This window comes from Paenibacillus sp. E222, assembly GCF_013401555.1.
Lineage (GTDB): Bacteria > Bacillota > Bacilli > Paenibacillales > Paenibacillaceae > Paenibacillus.
The window spans coordinates 2013997-2037223 of record NZ_CP058552.1 but is presented as its reverse complement, the minus strand read 5'-3'; the positions used below and the strand labels follow the sequence as shown (position 1 = coordinate 2037223).

Annotated in this window: 17 protein-coding genes; 2 read left to right on the top strand and 15 right to left on the bottom strand. The window is 47.6% G+C overall.

Translation table 11 applies throughout. The annotated features are described in order from the left end of the window. Positions 1–126: 126 nt before the first annotated feature. The 4 genes from HW560_RS08915 to HW560_RS08900 form a co-directional block, all read right to left on the bottom strand. Positions 127–1689: an MDR family MFS transporter gene (locus HW560_RS08915; RefSeq protein ID WP_179262853.1), complete on the bottom strand. Its 1563-nt coding sequence runs from the start codon at positions 1687–1689 to the stop codon at positions 127–129. A 73-nt stretch (positions 1690–1762) separates the two neighbouring features. Next, positions 1763–2467 (bottom strand): hypothetical protein, encoded by a 705-nt coding sequence (locus tag HW560_RS08910; protein WP_179262851.1) that lies wholly within the window; start codon positions 2465–2467, stop codon positions 1763–1765. Between the two features lie 35 nt (positions 2468–2502). Then, on the bottom strand, positions 2503–3228 hold the full coding sequence (locus HW560_RS08905; protein ID WP_179262849.1) for a polymer-forming cytoskeletal protein: 726 nt from the start codon (positions 3226–3228) through the stop codon (positions 2503–2505). Between the two features lie 14 nt (positions 3229–3242). Then, complete coding sequence (locus tag HW560_RS08900) at positions 3243–3866, bottom strand: YhbD family protein (RefSeq protein WP_179262847.1); 624 nt, start codon at positions 3864–3866, stop codon at positions 3243–3245. 305 nt (positions 3867–4171) lie between these two features. Between HW560_RS08900 and HW560_RS08895 the strand changes: the two genes are divergently transcribed. Then, the gene (locus HW560_RS08895) at positions 4172–4960 is read left to right on the top strand and encodes an alpha/beta hydrolase (protein WP_179262845.1); all 789 of its coding nucleotides are present in this window, start codon (positions 4172–4174) and stop codon (positions 4958–4960) included. A 211-nt stretch (positions 4961–5171) separates the two neighbouring features. Here the strand turns inward: HW560_RS08895 and argH are convergent, their stop codons facing one another. The 7 genes from argH to argC form a co-directional block, all read right to left on the bottom strand. Beyond that, complete coding sequence (argH, locus tag HW560_RS08890; RefSeq protein ID WP_090903650.1) at positions 5172–6575, bottom strand: argininosuccinate lyase; 1404 nt, start codon at positions 6573–6575, stop codon at positions 5172–5174. Positions 6576–6680: 105 nt separating this feature from the next. Next, complete coding sequence (locus HW560_RS08885; protein WP_090903568.1) at positions 6681–7916, bottom strand: argininosuccinate synthase; 1236 nt, start codon at positions 7914–7916, stop codon at positions 6681–6683. An 85-nt stretch (positions 7917–8001) separates the two neighbouring features. Beyond that, complete coding sequence (gene argF / locus HW560_RS08880) at positions 8002–8970, bottom strand: ornithine carbamoyltransferase (RefSeq protein WP_090903567.1); 969 nt, start codon at positions 8968–8970, stop codon at positions 8002–8004. Positions 8971–9169: 199 nt separating this feature from the next. Further along, positions 9170–10426, bottom strand: a complete 1257-nt coding sequence (locus tag HW560_RS08875; protein ID WP_090903566.1) for an aspartate aminotransferase family protein — start codon at positions 10424–10426, stop codon at positions 9170–9172. 369 nt (positions 10427–10795) lie between these two features. After that, on the bottom strand, positions 10796–11635 hold the full coding sequence (gene argB, locus HW560_RS08870) for an acetylglutamate kinase (RefSeq protein WP_090903565.1): 840 nt from the start codon (positions 11633–11635) through the stop codon (positions 10796–10798). Between the two features lie 320 nt (positions 11636–11955). Continuing rightward, entirely contained in the window at positions 11956–13194 is a 1239-nt protein-coding gene (gene argJ / locus HW560_RS08865) for a bifunctional glutamate N-acetyltransferase/amino-acid acetyltransferase ArgJ (protein WP_179262842.1), read from the bottom strand. A 116-nt stretch (positions 13195–13310) separates the two neighbouring features. Further along, positions 13311–14360, bottom strand: a complete 1050-nt coding sequence (argC, locus tag HW560_RS08860; protein ID WP_110000868.1) for an N-acetyl-gamma-glutamyl-phosphate reductase — start codon at positions 14358–14360, stop codon at positions 13311–13313. Between the two features lie 330 nt (positions 14361–14690). Between argC and cls the strand changes: the two genes are divergently transcribed. After that, positions 14691–16139 carry a cardiolipin synthase gene (gene cls / locus HW560_RS08855; protein WP_090903562.1) on the top strand — a complete coding sequence of 483 codons (1449 nt, stop codon included), beginning with the start codon at positions 14691–14693 and terminating at the stop codon, positions 16137–16139. A 198-nt stretch (positions 16140–16337) separates the two neighbouring features. Here cls and HW560_RS08850 read toward each other — a convergent pair whose 3' ends face one another. The 4 genes from HW560_RS08850 to hpf form a co-directional block, all read right to left on the bottom strand. Then, positions 16338–17243: a YitT family protein gene (locus HW560_RS08850; RefSeq protein WP_090903561.1), complete on the bottom strand. Its 906-nt coding sequence runs from the start codon at positions 17241–17243 to the stop codon at positions 16338–16340. Positions 17244–17343: 100 nt separating this feature from the next. After that, a protein-coding gene (gene prfB / locus HW560_RS08845; RefSeq protein WP_179262841.1) for a peptide chain release factor 2 occupies positions 17344–18457 on the bottom strand; the annotation gives its coding sequence in 2 pieces (ribosomal slippage) (positions 17344–18384 and positions 18386–18457; 1113 coding nt in all). Positions 18458–18896: 439 nt separating this feature from the next. Next, on the bottom strand, positions 18897–21401 hold the full coding sequence (secA, locus tag HW560_RS08840; RefSeq protein WP_090903559.1) for a preprotein translocase subunit SecA: 2505 nt from the start codon (positions 21399–21401) through the stop codon (positions 18897–18899). Positions 21402–22416: 1015 nt separating this feature from the next. Then, the gene (hpf, locus tag HW560_RS08835) at positions 22417–22980 is read right to left on the bottom strand and encodes a ribosome hibernation-promoting factor, HPF/YfiA family (protein ID WP_062329707.1); all 564 of its coding nucleotides are present in this window, start codon (positions 22978–22980) and stop codon (positions 22417–22419) included. Between the last annotated feature and the right edge of the window lie 247 nt (positions 22981–23227).

Below are 23227 nucleotides of genomic sequence, written 5' to 3'. Positions count from 1 at the left end.
GCTCAACTCAGCAAGTAATAACAGATAGAAAAAGACACATCTCCCGTTTCCCATTATGGGACCCTCGAGAGATGTGTCTTTGGTTTGTTGTACAGATACATATTAGGTTTGATTAGACTGAAACATCTAATGTCCGCCTGTGTACTCTTTCTGCTCCTCGCCGATAACCATCTTCTCATTACCCATGAAGAAAGCAGCAATCAACGCGAGTGCAGCCGGGATCGCAGCCCAGGCAAAGAGCTGCACGATAGATGAAGACAACGCGTGCGTAATGGCATCCAGCACCTGAGGCGGAATCGCCTTTCTCAGCTCTGGCGACAGCAACGCATGTGGATCGCTCAGATTCACTCCCTGAGGCACGCCGCCTGCTGCAGGAGCACCAGCGCCACCCGCTTCCGCCGCTGATCCGGCGAGGGCATCATTCATTTTGCGCGTAAATACCTGGCTCTGCACGATACCAAAGATCGTAATACCCATCGTCATCCCAAGTGAACGTAGGAAGTTAAGTGTAGAGCTTGCCGCTCCGCGTCTTTGCGGTTCAAACGCGTTCATGGCTGCATTGCTAAGTACCGAGAACGACGCTCCAACACCGAGACCAATCATCACCATGAATATACGTATGGTCCATAGAGATGAAGTTTCATCCAGCGTTGTCAGCAATCCAAGACCAACTACCAGCAAGGCCAGCGTAGGAATCATAATGTTGCGATACTTGATTTTGGTCATCAGTACGCCACCCATGGAAGCCGTCACAACAGACCCCAGCATCATAGGCAATAACACGAGACCAGAGTTGGTCGCTTTGCCACCGAGTACCCCCTGGATGAAGATTGGAATGTAAACGGATGCGGTAATAAACGCCGCACCACTGAACATGCCAATAACGTTACTGGACCAGTACACCCGGTTGCGGAACATGCCGAAGGAGATGATGGGTTCCTTGGCTCTCGTTTCTGCAAACAGGAAAAGCAGCGCAAGCACAACGAATCCGGTAAACAAACCGAGGATCTGCCATGAACCCCAGGCATACGTTTTGCCACCCAGTTCAAGCCCGAAGATGAGACAGACTACCGCACCAATCAGTGTGATTGCACCGAGCCAGTCAATCTGTTGGGATTGATGCTGATGAGATTCTTTGTAGAAAAATGCAATAAACACAAACGCAATCAGACCAAGCGGCAGGTTAATATAAAATACCCATTCCCATGTCGCATACTCTGTAATGTAAGCACCCAGCAGCGGACCAAATACGCTCGATAAACCAAACACGGCTCCGAACAAACCGCCCAATTTCCCCCGTGATTCCGGTGCGACCACATCAAACATGATCGTAAAGGCAATCGGCACCAATGCACCTGCACCAATACCCTGAATAGCTCTGTACATCGTCAGCTCAACGATTGATGTTGCCGTTCCACATAACGCAGATCCGAGCATAAATACCAGTATTCCGAAAACAAAAAACTTCTTTCGTCCGTACATGTCGGATAACTTACCGAAGATTGGCATACCCGCCATCTCGGCCACCATGTAGGCGGAAGTCACCCAGACGAACTTGTCGAGTCCACCCAACTTCCCGACAATGTCGCCCATAGCTGTTGCCACGATGGTATTATCCATCGAAGCCATCAGTATGCTCAGCAGTAACCCTGCCAGCACCAATCCAATATTATTTCTACGTGTAGCCATTCTACTCAATCTCTCCCATTCACATCCGATTCATATGACTGAATTAGTATATCCGAAAAGTTACGGCGGATAATCAGTCCAAGGACCGATTGCTTTGCACCAAAACTTCCGATTGTGGATGAATTTGCAGAGAAGAGCGGTATTCTACTGTACCAATCCGGCAGCCTGGGCCAATTTTTATTTTATCTCCTCGTACAACCTCGGCCTCCGTGTTCTCAAGTTCAATTTCGTCGCCTTCGATCATGTTCACTTTGAGAATCGATTTGTTACCAGTGAACAAACCCTCCAGCAGTTTCCCCCGCGAACTCTTCACTGAAATGATGGAACCGCCCATTTCCTTCACCTCGGATGGCCCCATAATTTTGAGTGTCATTTGTTCGGCACTGAGCATACCGGTTATCGTAAAACGGCCATTCAACTTCATATTCTCCACCTGACAATCGCCTGCTACATGAAGCTCGCCTACCACTTTCATATGTTCAGCTTTGGCATACAGGTTAGAGGCAAAATCGCCCTCCTGATCTTCGTCGCCGACAGCAGCCCGCTCTTTCAGGGTAAGGGTTCCTGTAATTTTGATATCGGTTGATTCCAGAGATCCGTATACGACCGATGTGCCAGTGCATTTGAATTGATCACAGATCAGATTATCGTTAAATGAGGAATCCCCCACTACCTTGACCTTGCCGTACACACCGCCAGAAGAACTGCCGTCGCCGATGATGCTAATATCGTGTTTTTTAGCCAATGAACCAGCAAAATGGTTATTCAAATCGATCAATCCCTTTCTCTCCAGGTCAAAACTTAAACTAAAACTTAAATCCGCTGACTGCTGCCCACCTTGGCGTCTGGATCAACCTCTAGTTCACCCGAATATTCGACCAACCTGATGTTACAGCCACGACCGATATGAACCTTGCTGCCACGAACAATATCAGCCTCGGTATCTTCCAGCACGATTTCATCTCCCTCAATTAAGGCTGACTTAAATGAAGGTGTGCCTCCCAGGCCAATACTTTTCCAAAAACCAGTCTGTTCCTTACGACGAATATCGATGCGTTCCCCGCCGATCTCTTTGGCGGAAGAGGATGTATGCAGCCTGATCTCTACCGTCCCCGCATTCAGAAAGCCACTGATTTTAATATTGCCCTGTACGTTCAGGGACTCACATTGTACGTCGCCTTCAATATCAATCACGCCACCAATATCGATCCGTTCCCCATCTACCCGACCGCGTACAGTACACTTCCCGTTAACTTCGATCTCCGGGCTTCGGAGGTCTCCGTTAATGGTTGTCAAGCCATCCACACGAACACGAGAACTAACCAAGGGGCCGTTCAGCGTGCACATACCGTTGATCGTTGCACTCTCTGAGCTCAAAGCTCCGTGCATCTTCATTGTTCCATTCACATTCAAAGAGGTACAGTCCAGGTTACCGTTTACTTTGGCCATGCCATCGATGGATACCCGGTGAAAATTCCCGCCTGCCGTTTGGCTCATGCCCGCTATATTCAGATCATTGCGCAAATTACGTTCCTCCATATATGAACCTCTCCTTATCCCAATTTGAGTTTTAACTCTTCCATGAACGTGCCCATTGGCTGCCTGAGAACGACCTTCACTCCATTGTCAAAATAAAGCTCTGTCCCTGCCGTTACCAGCAAGAATGAAGGGACACCCATCTTTCGAATAAGCACCAATTCGCTTGGCTTACCTGTAAAACGATAATAATGCTCGGACATGACATCGATCAGCAGCGAACCCTCCTGGCGGGTAATATCTCCGCTCATTAGCAGCTTATCGAGTACATAAAGCATCATGATCTGCTCCAACGCATACAGCGGCCGCTCCCGCCCTGCTTCTTTTAACAGCTCAAGCGAAGTGCTCGAAACAATGTTTCGCTCTAATAGTTCCTCAGCGGACATTTCCACTTCACCCAACGTTGGTGAAAACACGTCTGCCAGTTCATCCAGCGACAAGCCGTCTTTCATATTAAGAATCTTGTCAATCCGCAGTAAAATCTGTTGTTTTGGAAAAAAAGTTTCTTGTCCCGTATAGGACGACTTCCGAATAAACCATTCCTCCGGAATGAGATTCTTCCGCTTCCAGCGGTACAACTGGCCGTAGGAGATACCCGTCAGGTCCAGCAATTCTTTTTTGGAGATCAAATCATCCGTCATATATGGTCCCCCTTTGTGTTGAAAACAGTGTAACATAACATTGTTACGTTGTAAAGAAGGCGAAGAACATTGGGAATTGAACCTACGTGTACTATTCATATCTCTTACTCCCACATTAAAATTCACTCATCTTCGAAAGCGCTTACTTATCTCTCCCTACAGTGGACCTTGTTGTTGCATCGGAAGAGATTTACGTATAACCTGTTTACTATAAACACTTTGGAGCCATGACGGCTCCAGATCCCATCCCTTGTATCAAATCAGAACACTTCGACAATGAATTATGAAAGGGGTTACTTTAACACATGGCACTTATTCAATGTAATTTTTACTCGGACACGCTTGGTTTAAGCACCAGCATGCATGTCATCCTGCCACAACAGACCCACAATCAGATCGGCATGGAGAACGTATCCGGCCAGGGGTTACATCCCACGCTGTATCTGCTGCACGGGCTATCGGATGATGACTCCATCTGGCTGCGCCGCACATCCATTGAACGTTACGTCGCTGACTTGGGGATTGCTGTGGTCATGCCTCAAGTGCATCGCAGCTTCTACACGGACATGGTTGAGGGCGGATCTTATTGGACTTTCATCAGTGAGGAACTGCCTGCACTTGCACGTTCCTTCTTCCCACTATCACACAAACGTGAGGATAACTTTGTTGCGGGCTTGTCCATGGGGGGCTACGGTGCATTTAAACTTGCTCTGCGTAAACCAGATCAATATGCCGCGGCAGCAAGTTTATCCGGGGCACTCGACATGACGGCGCATCTGGATAATATGAAATCCAGCCCACTCTGGCGGGCCGAAATGGAACGTATCTTTGGGCCGAAGATTGAAGGCTCGGAGAACGACCTGCTCCAACTACTGAAGAATAACCAAGCGAGCAGTGGACCTCGGCCATTGCTCTATCAATGCTGTGGTACGGAAGATTTCCTGTATGATCAGAACCAATCCTTCCGTGAAGCCTGTGCGCAGACCGATCTTCAATTGACCTATGAGGAGGAACCCGGTGAACATGAGTGGGGCTATTGGGATCAGAAAATTCAGAGTGTATTGAAATGGTTGCCTTTGCGTGAACGTAAATAGCCGAGAAGTTTAAATGAAGCCATTGCATTTTAGATGGATATGTACACTGGCACTCCAATGACAGATTAACCTTCCGATCGCTGTTATCCAGTAAATGTTGAGTTGAACATATCTAAATCGTTGTAACACACAAAAAAAGCAGGCCCTTGAGAAGAAATTCTCGGCCTGCTTTTGCGTTGTATATCTTTATTTCATTATGGTAAATGCGTCATTATCCTCGATTGGTGATCCATTGCTCCGTAATTTCCAGCACCTTTTCACTACGTGCAATCGCCTCAGCCACCTGGTTCGAAGCTGTTCCGCCGTATACGTTACGAGCATTTACAACCGCTTCCGGTTGCAGCACGTCGTAAATACGCTCATCGAACAACGGGGAGAATTGACGGAATTCATCGATGGTCAGGTCCAGTAGATACTTGCCGTTCTGGATACAGTACAATACCGTTTTGCCGATAACCTCATGTGCCTGACGGAATGGCAATCCTTCGCCCACAAGGAAGTCCGCAATATCTGTAGCGTTCGAGAAATCCTGATTGACCGCTTGACGCATCCGACCCTTGTTGACCGTCATCGTAGCAATCATCGGAGCGAACAATTGAAGTGCGCCTTCAAGCGTCGCTACTGTGTCAAACATGCCTTCCTTGTCTTCCTGCATGTCCTTGTTGTAAGCAAGCGGCAGAGATTTCAGCACTGTCAGCAAACCGATCAGGTTGCCGTACACACGCCCTGTTTTACCACGAACGAGTTCCGGAACGTCCGGATTTTTCTTCTGTGGCATAATGCTGCTGCCCGTACAGAATGCATCGTCCAGTTCAACAAAACCAAACTCCGTGCTGCTCCACAGGACCAACTCTTCGCTCAAACGGGACAAGTGAGTCATGATCAGCGAAGCGGCTGCCAGGAACTCCACAATAAAGTCACGGTCACTGACCGCGTCCAGACTGTTCTCGTACACACCATCGAAGCCCAGTTGTTCCGCCACAAAATGACGGTCAATCGGGAACGTTGTGCCTGCAAGCGCACCTGCACCCAGTGGCAGTACGTTAATGCGTTTGTAGCTGTCCATAAGACGCTCTGCATCCCGTTGGAACATCGATACATACGCCATCAGGTGATGGGCGAACAGAATCGGTTGTGCACGTTGAAGATGCGTATACCCCGGTACAATCGTATCAAGATTGTCTTTGGCTTGTCCGATCAGCGCTTCCTGCAACGAGTGCAGCATGCCAACAAATCCAACTACGCGCTCACGCAAGTACAAGTGCATATCGGTTGCCACCTGGTCATTCCGGCTGCGTCCCGTATGTAATTTGCCGCCTACAGGGCCGATGGTATCGATAAGATTTTTCTCAATATTCATGTGGATGTCTTCATCCGATACGGAGAATTCCACTTCCCCTGCACGGATTTTGTGCAGAACCGTGATTAGACCTTCCTTAATCGTCTCTACATCCTCTGCCGGCAGAATGCCGCATTTGCCCAACATCGTGACATGAGCCAGACTCCCTTGAATATCTTCCTCGGCCAACGCTTTGTCAAAATTGATTGACGCTGTATATTCCTCAACCAGGTGATTGGTTTGTTTGGTAAAACGTCCTCCCCACAGCTTGCTCACAGTGAGTACTCCCCTTTCGCTCATGGACAAAGCCGCTCCTGCCAGATGTGCAAGAACGGCCCGCCTTGTCAGTTATTATCGTGATGCTGTATATGCATAATGAAATTAGTTTTTGTTTTGTTCCACACCGGAATTCACTTTCAAACGCAATGCATTCAGGCGAATAAAGCCCGTTGCATCCCCTTGATCGTACGCTTGTGTTGGATCAGCTTCCATCGTGGCAATGTCCGGGTTGTACAGGCTGACAGGGCTTTTCACACCTGCACCGATGATGTTGCCTTTATACAGTTTCACACGAACGGTACCTGTTACATTTTTCTGGCTTTCGGTCACCAGCGCTTGCAGCGCCAGACGTTCCGGTGCGAACCAGAATCCGTTGTATACGAGTGTGCTGTAACGTGTGATCAGGCTATCACGCAGGTTCATGACTTCACGGTCCATCGTGATGGATTCCATTTTGCGGTGTGCCGTGAACAGAATTGTTCCACCTGGTGTCTCATATACGCCACGACTCTTCATGCCGACGAAGCGGTTCTCTACCATGTCCACACGGCCGATACCATGTTTGCCACCAAGTTCGTTCAGTTGCTCCATCACTTGCAGTGGGCTCAAGCGCTCACCATTCAGTGCAACACAGTCACCTTGTTCGAATTCAAGCTCAACATATTCCGCTTGATCCGGTGCATCTTCAGGTGCACTGCTGAGCAGGAACATGTCTTTGTTCTCGTCCATACTTGGATCGAACCAAGGGTCTTCGAGCACGCCGCTCTCATAGCTGATATGCAGCAGGTTACGGTCTGTGGAGTACGGTTTAGCCGCCGATGCGGTTACCGGAATACCATGTTTTTCAGCGTAAGCGATCATCTCCGCACGTCCCGGGAACTGGTTGCGGAATTCTTCCAGACGCCAAGGCGCGATGACTTGAATGTCTGGTGTCAGCGCAGCTGCGTTCAACTCAAAGCGAACCTGGTCATTCCCTTTACCCGTAGCGCCGTGAGCAATCGCAGTAGCGCCTTCTGCACGAGCGATATCCACCATACGTTTAGCGATCAGTGGACGTGCGATACTTGTGCCAAGCAGATACTGTCCTTCATAAAGAGCACCTGCCTGGAACATTGGATAGATGAAATCTTTGGCGAACTCGTCGCGCAGATCATCGATGTACACTTTGGAAGCGCCTGTAGCGAGTGCTTTTTCCTCAAGGCCGTCCAACTCATCCTTTTGTCCAATATCCGCCGTAAATGCAATAATCTCCGCATCATATGTTTCTTTCAACCATTTCAAAATTACAGATGTGTCCAACCCGCCAGAATAAGCGAGTACAATTTTTTCTTTAGCCATGTGTGGTGGTCCTCCCCAAGTTCAGTTGCTTAATCTATCATCGCGAAATCTGCGCCTAAAATCAACCCATTCAGGCAAACAGCATCTATTCGCTCATTAACGCAGCCATCAATGCTTTCTGCGCATGCAGTCGGTTCTCCGCCTGATCAAAGATCAGGGAGTTAGGTCCGTCAATTACCCCAGCACTCACTTCTTCTCCACGGTGAGCTGGCAGGCAGTGCAGGAACATGTAATCCGGCTTCGCGCCTTTCATCAGTTCCTCATCCACCTGATACGCAGCGAATGCTTGTTCACGAATCTTCTGTTCCTCTTCAAAACCCATGCTCGCCCATACATCCGTATACACGATATCTGCATCTTTCACAGCTTCCTGTGCACTGTACGTTACAGTCACCTGCGACCCGCTCTCCTGTGCGATGCTGCGCGCCTGCTCTACAACTGCGCTGTCAGGCTCATAGCCTTCCGGAGTCGCTACCGCAACATGCATACCCATCTTCGCTGCACCAAGCATTAGGGAGTGCGCCATGTTATTACCGTCTCCGACATAAGCCATTTTCAGACCTTCCAGCTTACCTTTGTGCTCCAGCACAGTTTGGAAGTCTGCGAGTACTTGGCATGGATGTGCTGCATCGCTCAGGCCGTTAATAACTGGAATATCCGCATGTTGTGCCAGTTCAGTCACATTATGGTGTCCAAAGGTACGAATCATGATGCCGTCCAGGTAACGTGACAGGACTTTGGCTGTATCATGTGTCGTTTCCCCGCGACCAAGTTGGATATCGTTTTTGCTCAGGAAGAGCGCGTGACCGCCGAGTTGGAACATGCCGACTTCAAAGGATACACGGGTACGTGTAGATGATTTTTCAAAAATGAGTCCGATCGTTTTGCCTTGGAGTGGCTTATACGGCACACCGTTCTTTTGTTTGCCTTTAATCTCAATCGCAAGGTCCAGCAAATAGCGAATTTCCTCTGCTGTATAATCTGTAAATTCAATAAAATCACGGCCTCTAAGATCGACCTTCTGGACTTTCTCCGTCTGTTGCGTTTGTGTCATGTTCTTTTTGTCCTCCTTATTTCCGGTTCCCTGCACCCGCATGGGCAGAAGAGTGTAGAACGTTAAGATTTTGCCATCCGGCTACTCACTATCAGCTTCCGCTAGTTTACCGCGCGGCTACAGGGATTCATGATTCATCATTATGTTCCGCTTCGAGGCCCGCGAAGGCCCCGAATCAGAAAGATTGTATAAAGTCTTATTAAGCGTTCTTCGCTGCCACGTGCTCTTCAATCAACGTAGCTACCAAGGATACTGCCTCATCGATCTCTTCCTTGCTCACATACAAGTTTGGAAGCAGACGAATGACATTTGGTCCAGCGGATACAAAGAGAATGCCTCGTTTCTGACCGGCAAGCACGATGTCGCCTACCGCTTCAGCACATTCGATTCCAACTAGCAGACCCATACCCCGAACTTCTTTTACAAACGAGTTGCCTGCCAGACGCTCCCGCAGAGATTTCATCAGGTATTCGCCCATTTCAGCTGCACGTTCTGGCAGGTGGTCTTCAAGCATCGTTTCAATCGTTGCAATGACCACGGAGGAAGCAAGTGGTGTACCGCCAAACGTTGTAGCATGGCTGCCTGCAGTAAACGCATCCTTTAGATAACCTTTACCTAGCATCGCACCTACAGGGAATCCACTACCAATACCTTTGGCTACCGTGAAAATGTCCGGCTCAATGCCATAATGCTCATGCGCGAACAGTTTGCCTGTACGTCCCATTCCGGTCTGCACTTCATCCACAATCAACAGCAGTCCGTGTTCTTCACACAGTTTCCGAACGTGATGGACAAAATCCGGTTTAACCGGATGCACGCCACCCTCAGCTTGCACCATCTCCAGCATAATTGCTGCTGTATTGGGTCCGATTGCCGCTTCGAGAGCGGCTGTATCATGCAATGGTACGGTCACGAATCCGGCTGGCAATGGCAAAAATCCTTCTTTCACCTTATCCTGTCCAGTTGCTGTCAAGGTTGCGAGTGTCCGTCCGTGGAAGGATTGGGCAAATGTAATGACTTCGTACCGACCTGTGCCTTTTACCTTCTGGTGATAGCGACGCGCCAGTTTGATTGCCGCTTCATTCGCTTCTGCACCACTGTTACAGAAAAATACAGCATCTGCGCACGTATTTGCAGTCAACAAAGCCGCTGCTTTTTCCTGACCGGGAATCTGGAACAGGTTGGATACATGCCACAGCTCATCAATCTGAGCTTTCAGCTTGGCTCCCACTTTCTCCGGTGCATGGCCCAGACTCGTTACAGCCAACCCGCACATGAAATCAAGATAACGATTGCCCTGATCATCCCACAGCCAGCTGCCTTTACCTTTGACCAGACTGATTGGATAACGTGCATACGTTTGGAAAAGAGAGCTTTCCGTCTGTGACGCTGCACCTGTCGCTGCTACGCCCGCTACTGCTGTGCCAGAACCTGGCTGTTCATTGCCTTTTGCCATCACCTATCACTCCTATTGGTTGGTGCAACGGCAATCATATAAGAGCTATAATTTACACTAGACCACTCCGATTGCAGGACCATCTTTTGAACGTAAGCATACTCCACTTCGATGACAGAACAACCTTTCGATCGCTGTTATCCCCGGATTTTTTTGATTGATCCTTAAAGGGGAAAATCCGGGGATAAAGGCGCACGCTTCGCTTCTTCAGGTTATTTCTGTCCTCTACGTTATGCATTTTTATTCTTCAGATTGGTTCTGCACCCTACGTTATTGTGTGTGTAATATTAGATTTCTTATATAAAAAAGCGATGCACATATTTTTTTATTTACTATAAGACCATGAAGACACTAGCGCACTGAGAATAATTACTGCATACGGATAATTCGGGTTCCGATCGTTTCTCCGCCAAGCACACGGCTCAGGATCTGTGGTTCGCTGCCATCTACGATGATGACCTCACGCACTTTGCCGTGAATACAAGCGATGGCTGCACGCACCTTTGGAATCATGCCGCCATAGATTTCTCCGGTTTGGATCATATCCTCGATCTCTTGTACAGAGACGGATGGCAGTACTTTTTTCTCGCCACCTACATTTTTCATAATGCCAGGGACATCAGTCACTACGATCATCCGGCTCACTCCGAGGTGGGAAGCTACCGCACCTGCTGCTGTATCGGCGTTGATGTTATAGCGTTGCCCAGATGCATCCACACCAACTGGCGCGATAACTGGCATATAGCCCATTTCCACAATACCTTGAATAATCTCCGCGTTAACACCAGTTACGTCGCCTACAAAACCAATCTCTGCATGGTTGCTAACTGGTTTCGCCTGGATCAAACCACCGTCCACACCCGACAAGCCCAGCGCACGTCCACCAACACGTTGGATTAAACGTACGATCTGTTTGTTAATACTCCCCGCAAGAACCATTTCCACGACGTCCAGCACAGGTTCCGTTGTTTTGCGCAATCCGTTCACAAACTCGGTCTCTATGCCCAGCTTCGCCAGGTTATTCGAGATCGCAGGGCCGCCACCATGTACGATGACAGGCTGTGTTCCCTGGGACTGCAAGTCACGCAGATCTGCAAAAAAGGATTCAGGCAACGCCGCCAGCGTGCTGCCTCCGCATTTCATGACAAACGTCTGCTTCTCGGCACCTGCTTCAGTTCCGGTACTCTCATTTTGCAATGTTGAATTCATGAGGGCACTCCTTTCGTTCAAATATTCTAAAAGTCCTAACACTTATTGATGCGATATTCGGTGGCTGACCGTTCCGAATCCGGATCGTTCTTTCATCGCTGTTGTCTCCAAGTTTTTTTGGGATTCCCCTTCTCTAAGGGGAAAACTCGGAGACAAAGGCGAACGCTGCGCTTCTACAGAATCGATTCCGACTTCTCCACTGCCTTCGCCAGTTATCAACTACCAAATAAAGTTTAATCCTTATACATTTTCTATATATTTACGAAACAGCTTCTCATAGGGAAGCTGTTAGCTTCAATAAAATAAATGCGTAATAATTATTACGTGCGGTATGCCGCGTTAATTCGTACATAGTCATACGTCAGGTCACAGCCCCATGCAATGGCTGTTCCGTCGCCGTGGTGCAGATCGACTACAATACGTACGGTATCGGTTTGCAAGTAGGCCAGCGCGGCTTCTTCGTCGAATACGACTGGACGGGATTGTTCAAGTACAGAGATGTTACCCAGACGGATATCAACCGTCTCCGGATTCACCGGCTGTCCTGCGCGTCCTACGGCTGCAATAATTCGTCCCCAGTTGGCATCAGCACCAAACATGGCGGATTTCACCAGGCTGGACCCAATGACGGTCTTAGCAATAGCTTGCGCAGATTCATCACTTACGGCACCCGTTACGTATACTTCTACCAGCTTGGTTGCTCCTTCGCCATCGCGCGCGATGGCTTTGGCAAGCACTTCGCACACATATGTGAATCCTGCAGCAAAAGCATCCCAATCCGGATGTTCCACGGTCAGCTCTTCGTTACCTGCCAGACCACTGGACATTGCGACCAGCATGTCGTTCGTGCTCGTATCTCCATCCACTGTAATCATGTTAAAGGTATGATTGGTCGCCTGGCGCAGCAGGCGCTGCAACGCTTCTGCACTAATGACCGCATCCGAGGTCATGAAGGCCAGCATGGTCGCCATATTCGGATGAATCATCCCCGATCCCTTGGCGGCACCTGCAATGGTAATCGTTTTGCCGTTCACCTCAACGGAGACGCAGGCTTCTTTTTTTACCAAATCGGTTGTCAGAATAGCTTGGGAAAAATGCTCCGCTTCTTCTGCTTCCTTGCCCAAACGTGCCGGAAGTGCGGTAATCCCCGAGTGTACAGCGTCCATCTTCAGCAATTCACCAATGACACCTGTAGAAGCGACAGCAACATCCTCTTCTGCTACTCCCAATTCACGTGCAGCCGCCGTACGCATGGCGTAGGCATCCTCTTCACCTTGCTGTCCAGTACACGCATTGGCATTCCCGCTATTCACGATGACTGCCTGAAGGCGTCCATTGCTCAAGCTCTCACGTGTGACTTTCAGAGGTGCGGCTTGGAACACGTTCGTTGTATACACCGCAGCTGCAGTTGCCGGCACGTCACAGCGGATGACCCCGATGTCGTTACGAGACGTTTTTTTCAATCCGCAGTGCAGTCCGCCAGCAGTGAACCCGCGCGGAGTTACAATCGTTCCGTTCTCAACTATAGTAAAGGCCTTTTGCTCCACATTTGTTCCCATATGTTATCCCCCGTTATGCGTTCGGCCGCATGCCGATTGTCCGCTTGCTTTGCCTGATCCGTCTTCCCCACATGGTTTCGAGATTGCGTCTAGACGCAATCCCAATGATTCAACCCTTATGGATATACTGGAGTCATGTTCAGCCCGAGGTTCTCCTCCCATCCCATCATCAGGTTCATATTTTGAATGGCTTGCCCGGATGCACCTTTCACCAGGTTGTCGATGACCGAAATAATCGTCAAACGACCTGTACGAGGATCAGCCGCAAATCCGATATCACAATAGTTCGATCCGTACACTTCCTTCGTTGAAGGCCAGATCCCCGGCTCACGTACACGCACGAACGGCCGATTCTCATAATATTTGCGGTACAGATCAACGATTTCACGGTCACTATGTTCACCAGTTAGATTGGCATACATCGTACTCATGATTCCACGCGTCATCGGCACCAGTTGAGTTGTGAACGTTACTGTGACTGGAGTGCCAGTGATATTTCCCAGCACTTGCTCGATTTCGGGAATATGCTGATGTTTATTGAGTTTATATGCTTTGAAATTCTCATTCATTTCTGCATAATGATACGCCAGAGCTGTTCCCCTTCCCGCACCCGATACGCCGGATTTGGCATCAATGATGATACTGGAAGGGTCAATCCATCCTGCCTCAACAGCTGGAATCAATCCGAGTAACGTAGCCGTTGGGTAGCAGCCGGGGTTGGAAATAAAGTTCTTGCCCTTCACTTCGTCGCCATACACCTCTGCCATGCCGTATACCGCCTGTTCCAGCAATGAAGCAGATGGTGCCGGATGTTTATACCACTCTTCATACACCGTTCCATCCTTAAGTCTGAAATCTCCAGACAAATCAATGACCTTAAGACCTGCTTCAAGCAGGCTCGGAACGAGCTTTGCGCTTACACCAGACGGGGTCGCTGTGAACACCAGATCTGCACGACTTGCAATCTCAGCCGGGTCTACGCCGTCGAGTGGCCTCTGAATCACGTCCGTCAAATGCGGGAATCCATCTGCGATGGACTCACCACTGCTGGATGAAGAGATTACCGAAGTAATTTCAACCTGCGGATGATTCTGGAAAAAACGAATCAGTTCCACCCCGCCGTAGCCGGTGGAACCGACGATTGCCACTTTTAATTTGTTATTCACTCTCGCTCCCCCAATCTTGTCGTATGCGCTACTTATACTGTTCTCCTGCTCCCAATGAGCTTTCATACAGCAATTCCGTCGCTTCTATGCATATTTGTGTATTATTATACAACTCTAGTTATATAAATACAACACTCTATCATCAATTTTACATGGATTCTCATTGCTTCCGAACATATCTTTCCAACATCTGCGGACGAACCCGTATACTTCTGCTAAAATACGTATTATAGGAAACATTACAACCAGGGTCTATTTCATAATCAATCTACACGATGAAGGGTTTATGAATGGATTCATGATGGTCATTATGAGACATGGGGGACTACAGTGCATATCGAATCCATTTTACTTGTTGTACTCCTGGGCCTGAATATTATTTTTGCAGCAGCGGTCGTTTTCTTCGAACGAAAGGATGCCAGTGCATCCTGGGCTTGGCTGCTCGTCTTAAACTTTATTCCGGTTTTCGGGTTTGTACTCTACTTATTAACAGGGCAAAACCTGACGCGCTATCGGCTTTTCCAGTGGAAAGAGCGCAAGAAGCTTGGGCTTGAAAAACGTATTGCTGCCCAGCTTGATCAGCTGCAAGACAACCGAACACCGTTCCGTAATCAGGCGACGGAGAGTAGTCAGGACATGATTTATATGAACCTGAAGCAAAACGATGCTCTTTTGACCGAAGATAATGCAGTCGAGATTATTACCGACGGAACAGACAAATTTCAGCGGTTGCTCGATGATATCGAGGCAGCGAAGGATCATGTTCATGTGCAATATTACATTTATAGAGGCGACCGACTCGGCAAAAGAATCCGGGATGCACTCATCCGTAAAGCGCGCGAAGGTGTCAAAGTTCGTCTACTGTATGACGCGCTGGGATCACGGCGCGTATCCAAACGTTTTTTCAAAGAATTGCGCGAAGCAGGCGGTTTGGTTGAGGTCTTTTTCCCATCCAAATTCAGTCTGATTAACCTGCGTATGAACTACCGAAATCACCGTAAAATCGTCATCATTGATGGTAACCTTGGATATACAGGCGGATTTAATGTGGGGGATGAATATCTCGGCTTGAATTCCAAGTTCGGTTACTGGCGAGATACTCATTTGCGTATTCAGGGTAATGCTGTTCATGCTCTTCAGACCCGTTTTCTTCTCGATTGGAATGAAGCGTCCAAGCAGCACGATACCCCATATGTTCCGGCGCATTTCCCTCATATTGAGGGCACAGGAACAACTGCCATGCAGATTGTATCCAGCGGACCGGATGCAGAGACAGAGCATATCAAGAACAGTTATCTGAAAATGATTAATGGAGCCAAACATTCGATTCTGATTCAAACGCCTTATTTTATTCCAGATGCCAGTGTATTCGAAGCCATTCGTCTTGCGTGCCTGTCAGGAATTGATGTTCGCATTATGATTCCAAATAAACCGGATCACGCCTTCGTATATTGGGCTACGCTATCTTATATCGGTGAGTTGTTAAAAGTGGGAGCCACCGTGTTCATCTACGATAACGGCTTTATTCATGCGAAAACGCTCATTATCGACAGTATGGTCGCATCTGTGGGAACCGCTAATATTGATTACCGCAGCTTCCGATTGAACTTTGAGGTCAATGCTTTTATGTATGATGAGGCGATTGCGACTGCTCTTGTGCAGACGTTTGAGCATGATCTTCTTGTATCCCGTGAGATGACGCTGGAGGAGTACAATAAACGCAGTGTGAAAATCCGCTTCAAAGAAGCGATCTCTCGTCTGCTATCTCCGATTCTGTAGATACAGGTAGTAGTAGAAGGATTATCAGTCCAAAGAAAAAAGCAGGTGCTTCCTTTCCAGCTATGTCTGGTGGAGGAGTACCTGCTTTTTTTCGGATTATAAATTTAATTTCTTATAAGTTAAACGAATGATCTCTACACTGTTCTCCGTTATCTTATGAATGTTAGTTTCAGTTATAAAGCCCCTACTCGCTGTACCTTAAAATTCCCCACGCTTAAAGCCTTCGCCGAGTACTTCATGCGCATTGCTAATAATGACAAAAGCCCCCGGGTCCACGGACCGGATCAACGCTTTCAGTCTAGGCACCTCATTCTGTCCAACGACCACCATGAGTACGGTTCGCTGATCGTCGGTGTAGCCACCTTTTGCCTCCAGCTTCGTCAGTCCGCGATCCAGATCATCCAGAATCACCTTCGTAATCGGTTCGGTCTGGTTGGAAATAATGTAAGCTACCTTCGAGTTACCAAGGCCCATCTCGACGGCATCAATAACTTTACCGGTAACGTATAACCCGATCAGAGCATAGAGCGACTGCTCCAATGACAATACAAAAGCAGCCATAATAATGACCGTAGCATCCATCATCACCACGCAAAGAGAGTAACTTAGTCCACTATATTTTTGTACGATCCTAGCCAGAATGCTCATGCCCCCTGTTGAGCCTCTACCCCGATATACGATTCCAATCCCAAGTCCAACCCCAATTCCGCCATAGAGTGAACCAAGCAGCGGATTCGTTGTTGGAATGGCCCAGTCTTTCGTGAGATAGACAAACAGTGGCAGTACAATACTGCCGAGTACAGAACGTATTCCATACTGCTTGCCAATCAGGAGAAAACCCGCGATCAGAAGCGGAATATTAATAGCCCACTGGGTGTATGCCGGCTCAAGCCCCAGCCAATGTTTGCCCAATATCGATAACCCGGATACCCCACCTGAAGCAATCTGATTCGGAAGTAAAAATAAATTAAAGGCCACGGCAATCAAAAACGAACCTAAAATAATGGATACGGTATCTACAACGTTTCTCCATGGGCCGTTCAGGGGAATGAGCGTGGTTAGCCTCTTCTTGCGGTTATTGTGTAACGGCTGTTGCTGTTGCATGTCATCTTGCTCTCCTTTTTTTGTATATATGCTCAAAAAAAAGCCCCTGTATACACCCAGCATACGCCTACACGTATCGGGTCTATACAGGAACTTTTGATTAATCGGTATCTACTTTAATCTGGCTGCGCAAATAACCATCGATGAATCCATCGAGGTCGCCATCCATTACTGCTCCTGTGTTTCCAGTCTCTACGCTCGTACGGTGATCCTTTACCATACTATAGGGATGGAATACATAGGACCGAATCTGGCTACCCCACGCAATATCCGACTGTTCTCCTCGGATTTCGTCCAGCTGTTGTTTTTGTTCTTCAATTTTACGTTCATACAATTTGGAACGAAGCATCGTCATCGCTCGCTCACGGTTCTTAATCTGTGACCGTTCATTCTGGCACGTTACAACCACACCTGTTGGAAGGTGAGTAATCCGTACAGCTGAGTCGGTGGTATTGATATGCTGTCCACCCGCGCCGCTCGCACGGTACGTATCGATCTTGAGATCTTCTGTCCGAATGTCCAATTCAATCGTGTCATCAATCTCAGGCACCACGTCACAAGATACGAAGGAAGTATGTCTGCGTCCTGAGGAGTCAAAAGGTGAGATCCGCACCAATCGGTGCACACCCTTTTCGGCTTTCAGATACCCATAAGCATTATGCCCCTTGATGGATAGCGTGACACTCTTTATTCCTGCTTCATCTCCTGCCAGATAATCCAGCACCTCAACCTTGAAGCCACGCTTCTCGGCCCAGCGTGTATACATCCGCATCAGCATCTGTCCCCAGTCCTGTGACTCGGTACCACCAGCACCCGGATGAAGCTCCAGAATCGCATTCATCTTGTCATACGGCTGATTCAGGAGAAGCTGTAGCTCGAACTCTTCTACCTTGCTCACGATGGCTGTCACGCTGTTGCCGATCTCCACAGCCAGATCATCGTCGCCTTCTTCGTCAGCCAGTTCTGCCATCATGACCGCATCGTCATAATCCTGCTGCAGCTTGATGTATTGGTCCACAGATCCCTTCACCGCGTTCAGCTCAGCGATTACGGATTGTGCCTTATCATTATCATCCCAGAAATCCGGGGCGGACATCTTCACTTCGAAGTTCTCAATCATCTCTTGCTTAAGATCTAAGTCAAAGAGACCCCCTAAGATTTGTTAGTTTCTTGCCTATTTCACGCAGGTCCTGCTTCACGCTTGGATCGATCATGTGCAATTCCTCTTTTCATTAAGATAAGCTCCCCGCATTCAGGGCATTCCTTCAGATCAAGTATCCGATGCTTCACCTTGGAGTCTCGGTTACCTTAATAACGGCAAGCCTCTTCTCCATGATTATGGTACATAGTTATAACTATGCACCAATTACAGGTTATGCATCCTTCATTTGATCATTTGGAATACCCGGCTGCAAGGAGCCGTTCATGTCATTCTATTTAAGTTGAGCCAGCATTCGTTACACCTTATCACTCCGATTGCAGTAGCATCTTCCGATCGCTCTTATCCCCAGATTTTCTTGATTCCCTCTCACAAGGGAAAAATCCGGTGATAAATGCGAACGCTTTGCTTCTCCAGATTGCTTCTGCACTCTCCGTTATGGTGTAAAAATTCAGATCCAACTTATAAACAGGGTAATGTAGAGAGTCGTTTAACTACTCTTGACCGTGGCAGTGTTTGAACTTTTTGCCGCTACCACATGGACAAGCATCGTTTCGTCCGATTTGGTCAGACACTTTTACCGGACGTTTCTCTGTAGGTTCGCCGCTTGTCGAGATCTGACTTTCGTCAACAACCGCTTGACGTTCCTGGTTGCTCTCGATTTGTGCTCTCATCACATAGGTTGCCACTTCTTCCTGGATCGAAGCAATCATCTGATGGAACATTTCGAAGCCTTCGAACTGGTACTCACGCAGCGGATCTGTACCGCCGTAAGCACGAAGGTGGATACCTTGACGCAATTGATCCATCGCATCAATATGATCCATCCATTTGCTGTCTACTGCACGGAGTACAACCACTTTCTCGAATTCACGAACCATCTCTTCACCGATCCGCTCTTCACGCGCATTGTACTTGTTCTGAACTTTCTCAAACAGGTAGTCGATAATCTCTTCTGCTTCTTTGCCCCACAGATCATCTTTCGTTACTGAGCCTTCATCCAGCAATTTGCTGTTCATGTAGTCGGCAACTTCCTGCAGCTCCCAGTTTTCCGGAATATCGTCACTGCAATGAGCTTCCACAATACGTTCAATGGAAGGCTTGATCATATCCATAACGATCTGTTTGATATTCTCGGACTCAAGCACCTCACGGCGTTGTTTATATATAATTTCACGTTGTTGGTTCATGACATCATCATATTGGAGAACGACTTTACGTACGTCAAAGTTATTACCTTCAACCCGTTTTTGTGCCGACTCTACCGCACGGGTAATCATCCGGCTCTCAATCGGTTGGTCTTCTTCAAAACCAAGACGCTCCATCATGTTCAGTACATTGTCTGCACCGAAACGTCTCATCAGCTCATCACCAAGTGACAGGTAGAACTGTGTAGAACCAGGGTCACCCTGACGTCCTGCACGTCCACGCAGCTGGTTATCAATCCGGCGTGATTCATGACGCTCTGTACCGATGATATGAAGGCCGCCCACTTCAGCTACGCCTTCACCCAGGATAATATCCGTACCCCGTCCTGCCATGTTGGTAGCAATCGTAACCGCACCAGCCTGACCCGCACCTGAGATGATCTCCGCTTCTTCCGCATGATATTTGGCGTTCAATACCTGATGACGGACACCACGGCGTTTCAACATATCGGAAATACGCTCGGAGTTTTCGATAGAAACCGTACCAACCAGAACCGGTTGGTTCTTGCTGTGACGTGCCACAATTTCTTCCACAACCGCGTTGAACTTGCCATCGATGCTCTTGTACACCACATCAGCCATATCATCCCGTTTGTTTGGACGATTGGTTGGAATCTGCAATACTTCGAGACCATAGATTTTTTTGAACTCTTCTTCCTCGGTCTTCGCTGTACCCGTCATTCCCGCAAGCTTACGGTACATCCGGAAATAGTTCTGGAATGTAATTGTAGCAAGAGTCATGCTCTCGTTCTGTACTTCAATACCTTCTTTGGCTTCGATCGCTTGGTGCAATCCATCGCTATAACGACGTCCTGCCATCAGACGGCCTGTGAACTCATCGACGATCAGTACTTCTTCATCACTCACCACATAATCGACGTCACGACGCATGATTACATTGGCTTTCAATCCCTGTACGATGTGATGGTTCAGCGTAACATTGGCATGATCATACAAGTTTTCGATACCAAATGCTTTCTCTGCCTTCGCCACACCAGCTTCAGTCAGTGCTACGGATTTCACCTTGATGTCCACCGTAAAGTCTTCCTCTGGAACCAGACGCTTCACGAAACGGTCAGCTGCATAGTACAGATCTGTGGATTTCTGAGCTTGTCCGGAAATGATCAAAGGCGTACGTGCCTCATCGACCAAAATGGAGTCCACTTCATCAATGATACAGAAGAACAATGGACGTTGTACCATCTGCTCTTTGTATAACACCATGTTATCACGCAGATAGTCAAAACCAAATTCATTATTCGTTCCGTACGTAATATCACATGCATAAGCATGTTGTTTCAAAGCATGGTCCATACCGCTCAGGTTAACCCCAACCGTCATGCCCATGAATTCATAAATTTGTCCCATTTCCTGGCTATCCCGTTGAGCCAAATAATCATTGACCGTTACCACGTGTACACCTTTGGACATCAATGCATTCAGGTATACCGGGAGTGTTCCTACCAGTGTCTTACCTTCACCCGTCTTCATCTCTGAAATCCGGCCTTCATGCAAGGCAATGCCTCCGAGCATCTGTACGTCATAGTGACGTTTGCCCAGTACACGGCGAGATGCCTCACGTACGGTTGCAAATGCTTCAGGAAGAAGTTCATCTGTTGTTTCTCCCTTTTCAATGCGGGCACGGAATTCCTCCGTTTTGGATTTCAGTTGTTCATCAGACAGAGCCTGAAATTGTGGTTCCAGTTTATTGATCACATCGACTGTCTTCATCAGACGTTTAACATCACGTTCGTTCATGTCGCCGAAGATCTTTTTGACAAGTCCTAGCATGGTATACCCCTTTCGTGCAAAACAGAATAGACCCCCTGCTGCCGCCGCGCGACACCATCGGATGGATATGTATCCACTTGCCCGGGGGTGACAAACGATATAATTTGAGCTTACTGAAGGTTACACTCCATTACTCAGCTGGCAGAATGTCCTTCCGATCGCTGTTATCCCCCGATTTCTTTAACTCCATCTCAGAGGTAGAAATCTGGGGATAAAGGCGAACGCTTCGCTTCTACAGGTCATTTCTGCCCTCTTCGCTATCCGTGTAAAAATCAAATTCAAATTATTATGAAGAAATAATAATATAAATGAATCAACTCCAGGCTTGCCAAGGTTCCCTCATGAAGCTGATTCGGTATTCAACCGGACCCGGTTATTAGAAATAAGCCGAATACCGACCCTTATGAATCATGTTCATGGTGCTGTGCCTGTCATTGATTATGATTAGTGATCATTCGTTGACAATTCCTCATCAGGACAATGATTCTCTTTGTATAAATTGTAACAGTTTGTAAGGGTCGCCGCAACACGCCACGGCACACTTCTTTGAACTTCTGAAGCCTCTCCGATGGAGTTTAAGTGCAAAAAATCATAGTCGTTAGCGGAAGCCCTAAATTCTATCGTTTCATTTTCCAGTTGGATAAGGCATGTTAACGAATTTTGATGGTAAATTTGGATGAAAATCTCAATATAGAGAAAAAGAATACATCTTTAACGACTTCTCCGCAAGCACTGAAAATTTTTCATTCAATTTGCACGGATTTGTCTCATTCCTATTATCTATTAGACGCAGTAGCATGGGAAATAGTTTCACAATCTTGCTTCATCCACTTTTTCTAGCCCTAGTACGCACAAAAGAGCCCCATCCCATAAAGGATGGAGGCTCTTGTTAGTTCGAAATCCTATACAGGAGATAAGACCCCTGTCTTCATTCATTATCATTTAAAAAAATCATTTTTTCATTTCAATTCAATGGTTCAGTCACCAAACTAGTTTAGTATTTTAACTCAATCCATTAACCTTGTTCAATTAAACCGTATTTCCCATCGTTCCGTTTGTACACCACGCTGACTTCTTCATTCTCGATGTTCGAGAATACAAAGAAATTGTGGCCAACCATGTTCATTTGGAGAATAGCTTCTTCCACGTCCATCGGTTTCAACATAAACCGTTTGGTCCGTACCACTTCCAAGTCATCGTCTTCCGTATCCGCATCCAGTTCAGCAGTAGCTACTGTGCCTGTCGGATCTTCCACGAAGAAAGTTTTTAGGCCGCCTTCCTGGCGGAACTTACGGTTAATTTTCGTTTTGTGTTTACGGATCTGACGTTCCAGCTTGTCTACCACCGAGTCAATGGAAGCGTACATATCGTCGCTCTCATCCTCGGCACGGAGCACAAAGCCTTTCAAAGGGATCGTCACCTCTACCGTATGCAAGCCTCTCGTCGTGCTCAATGTAACAGCACCGTCAGAGTTAAGGGGTGCATCGAAATACTTCTCGAGTCTACTCAACTTTTTGTCGACATAATCCTTCAAAGCATCGGTAACCTCGATTTGTTGACCTCGAATACTTAAATTCATAGGGCACTCCTCCTTTTCCTTTGCCACTTCATTATAACACGAATGTAAGCGCCATGTAAAAACTCCCGGTGACCGAATAATGACATCTGTTCAAGCCACATCAGCCAACATAGGCTTACCGCCATATTTCGCGATATTTCTCCATTTTTAGGCATAATCATTCATTAACATGGATTATCTTATTAGGCGCTTGATGATGTAATTAACCGTTTCCGAGCTACTTCAATCTATTATGTAAAATGAACAT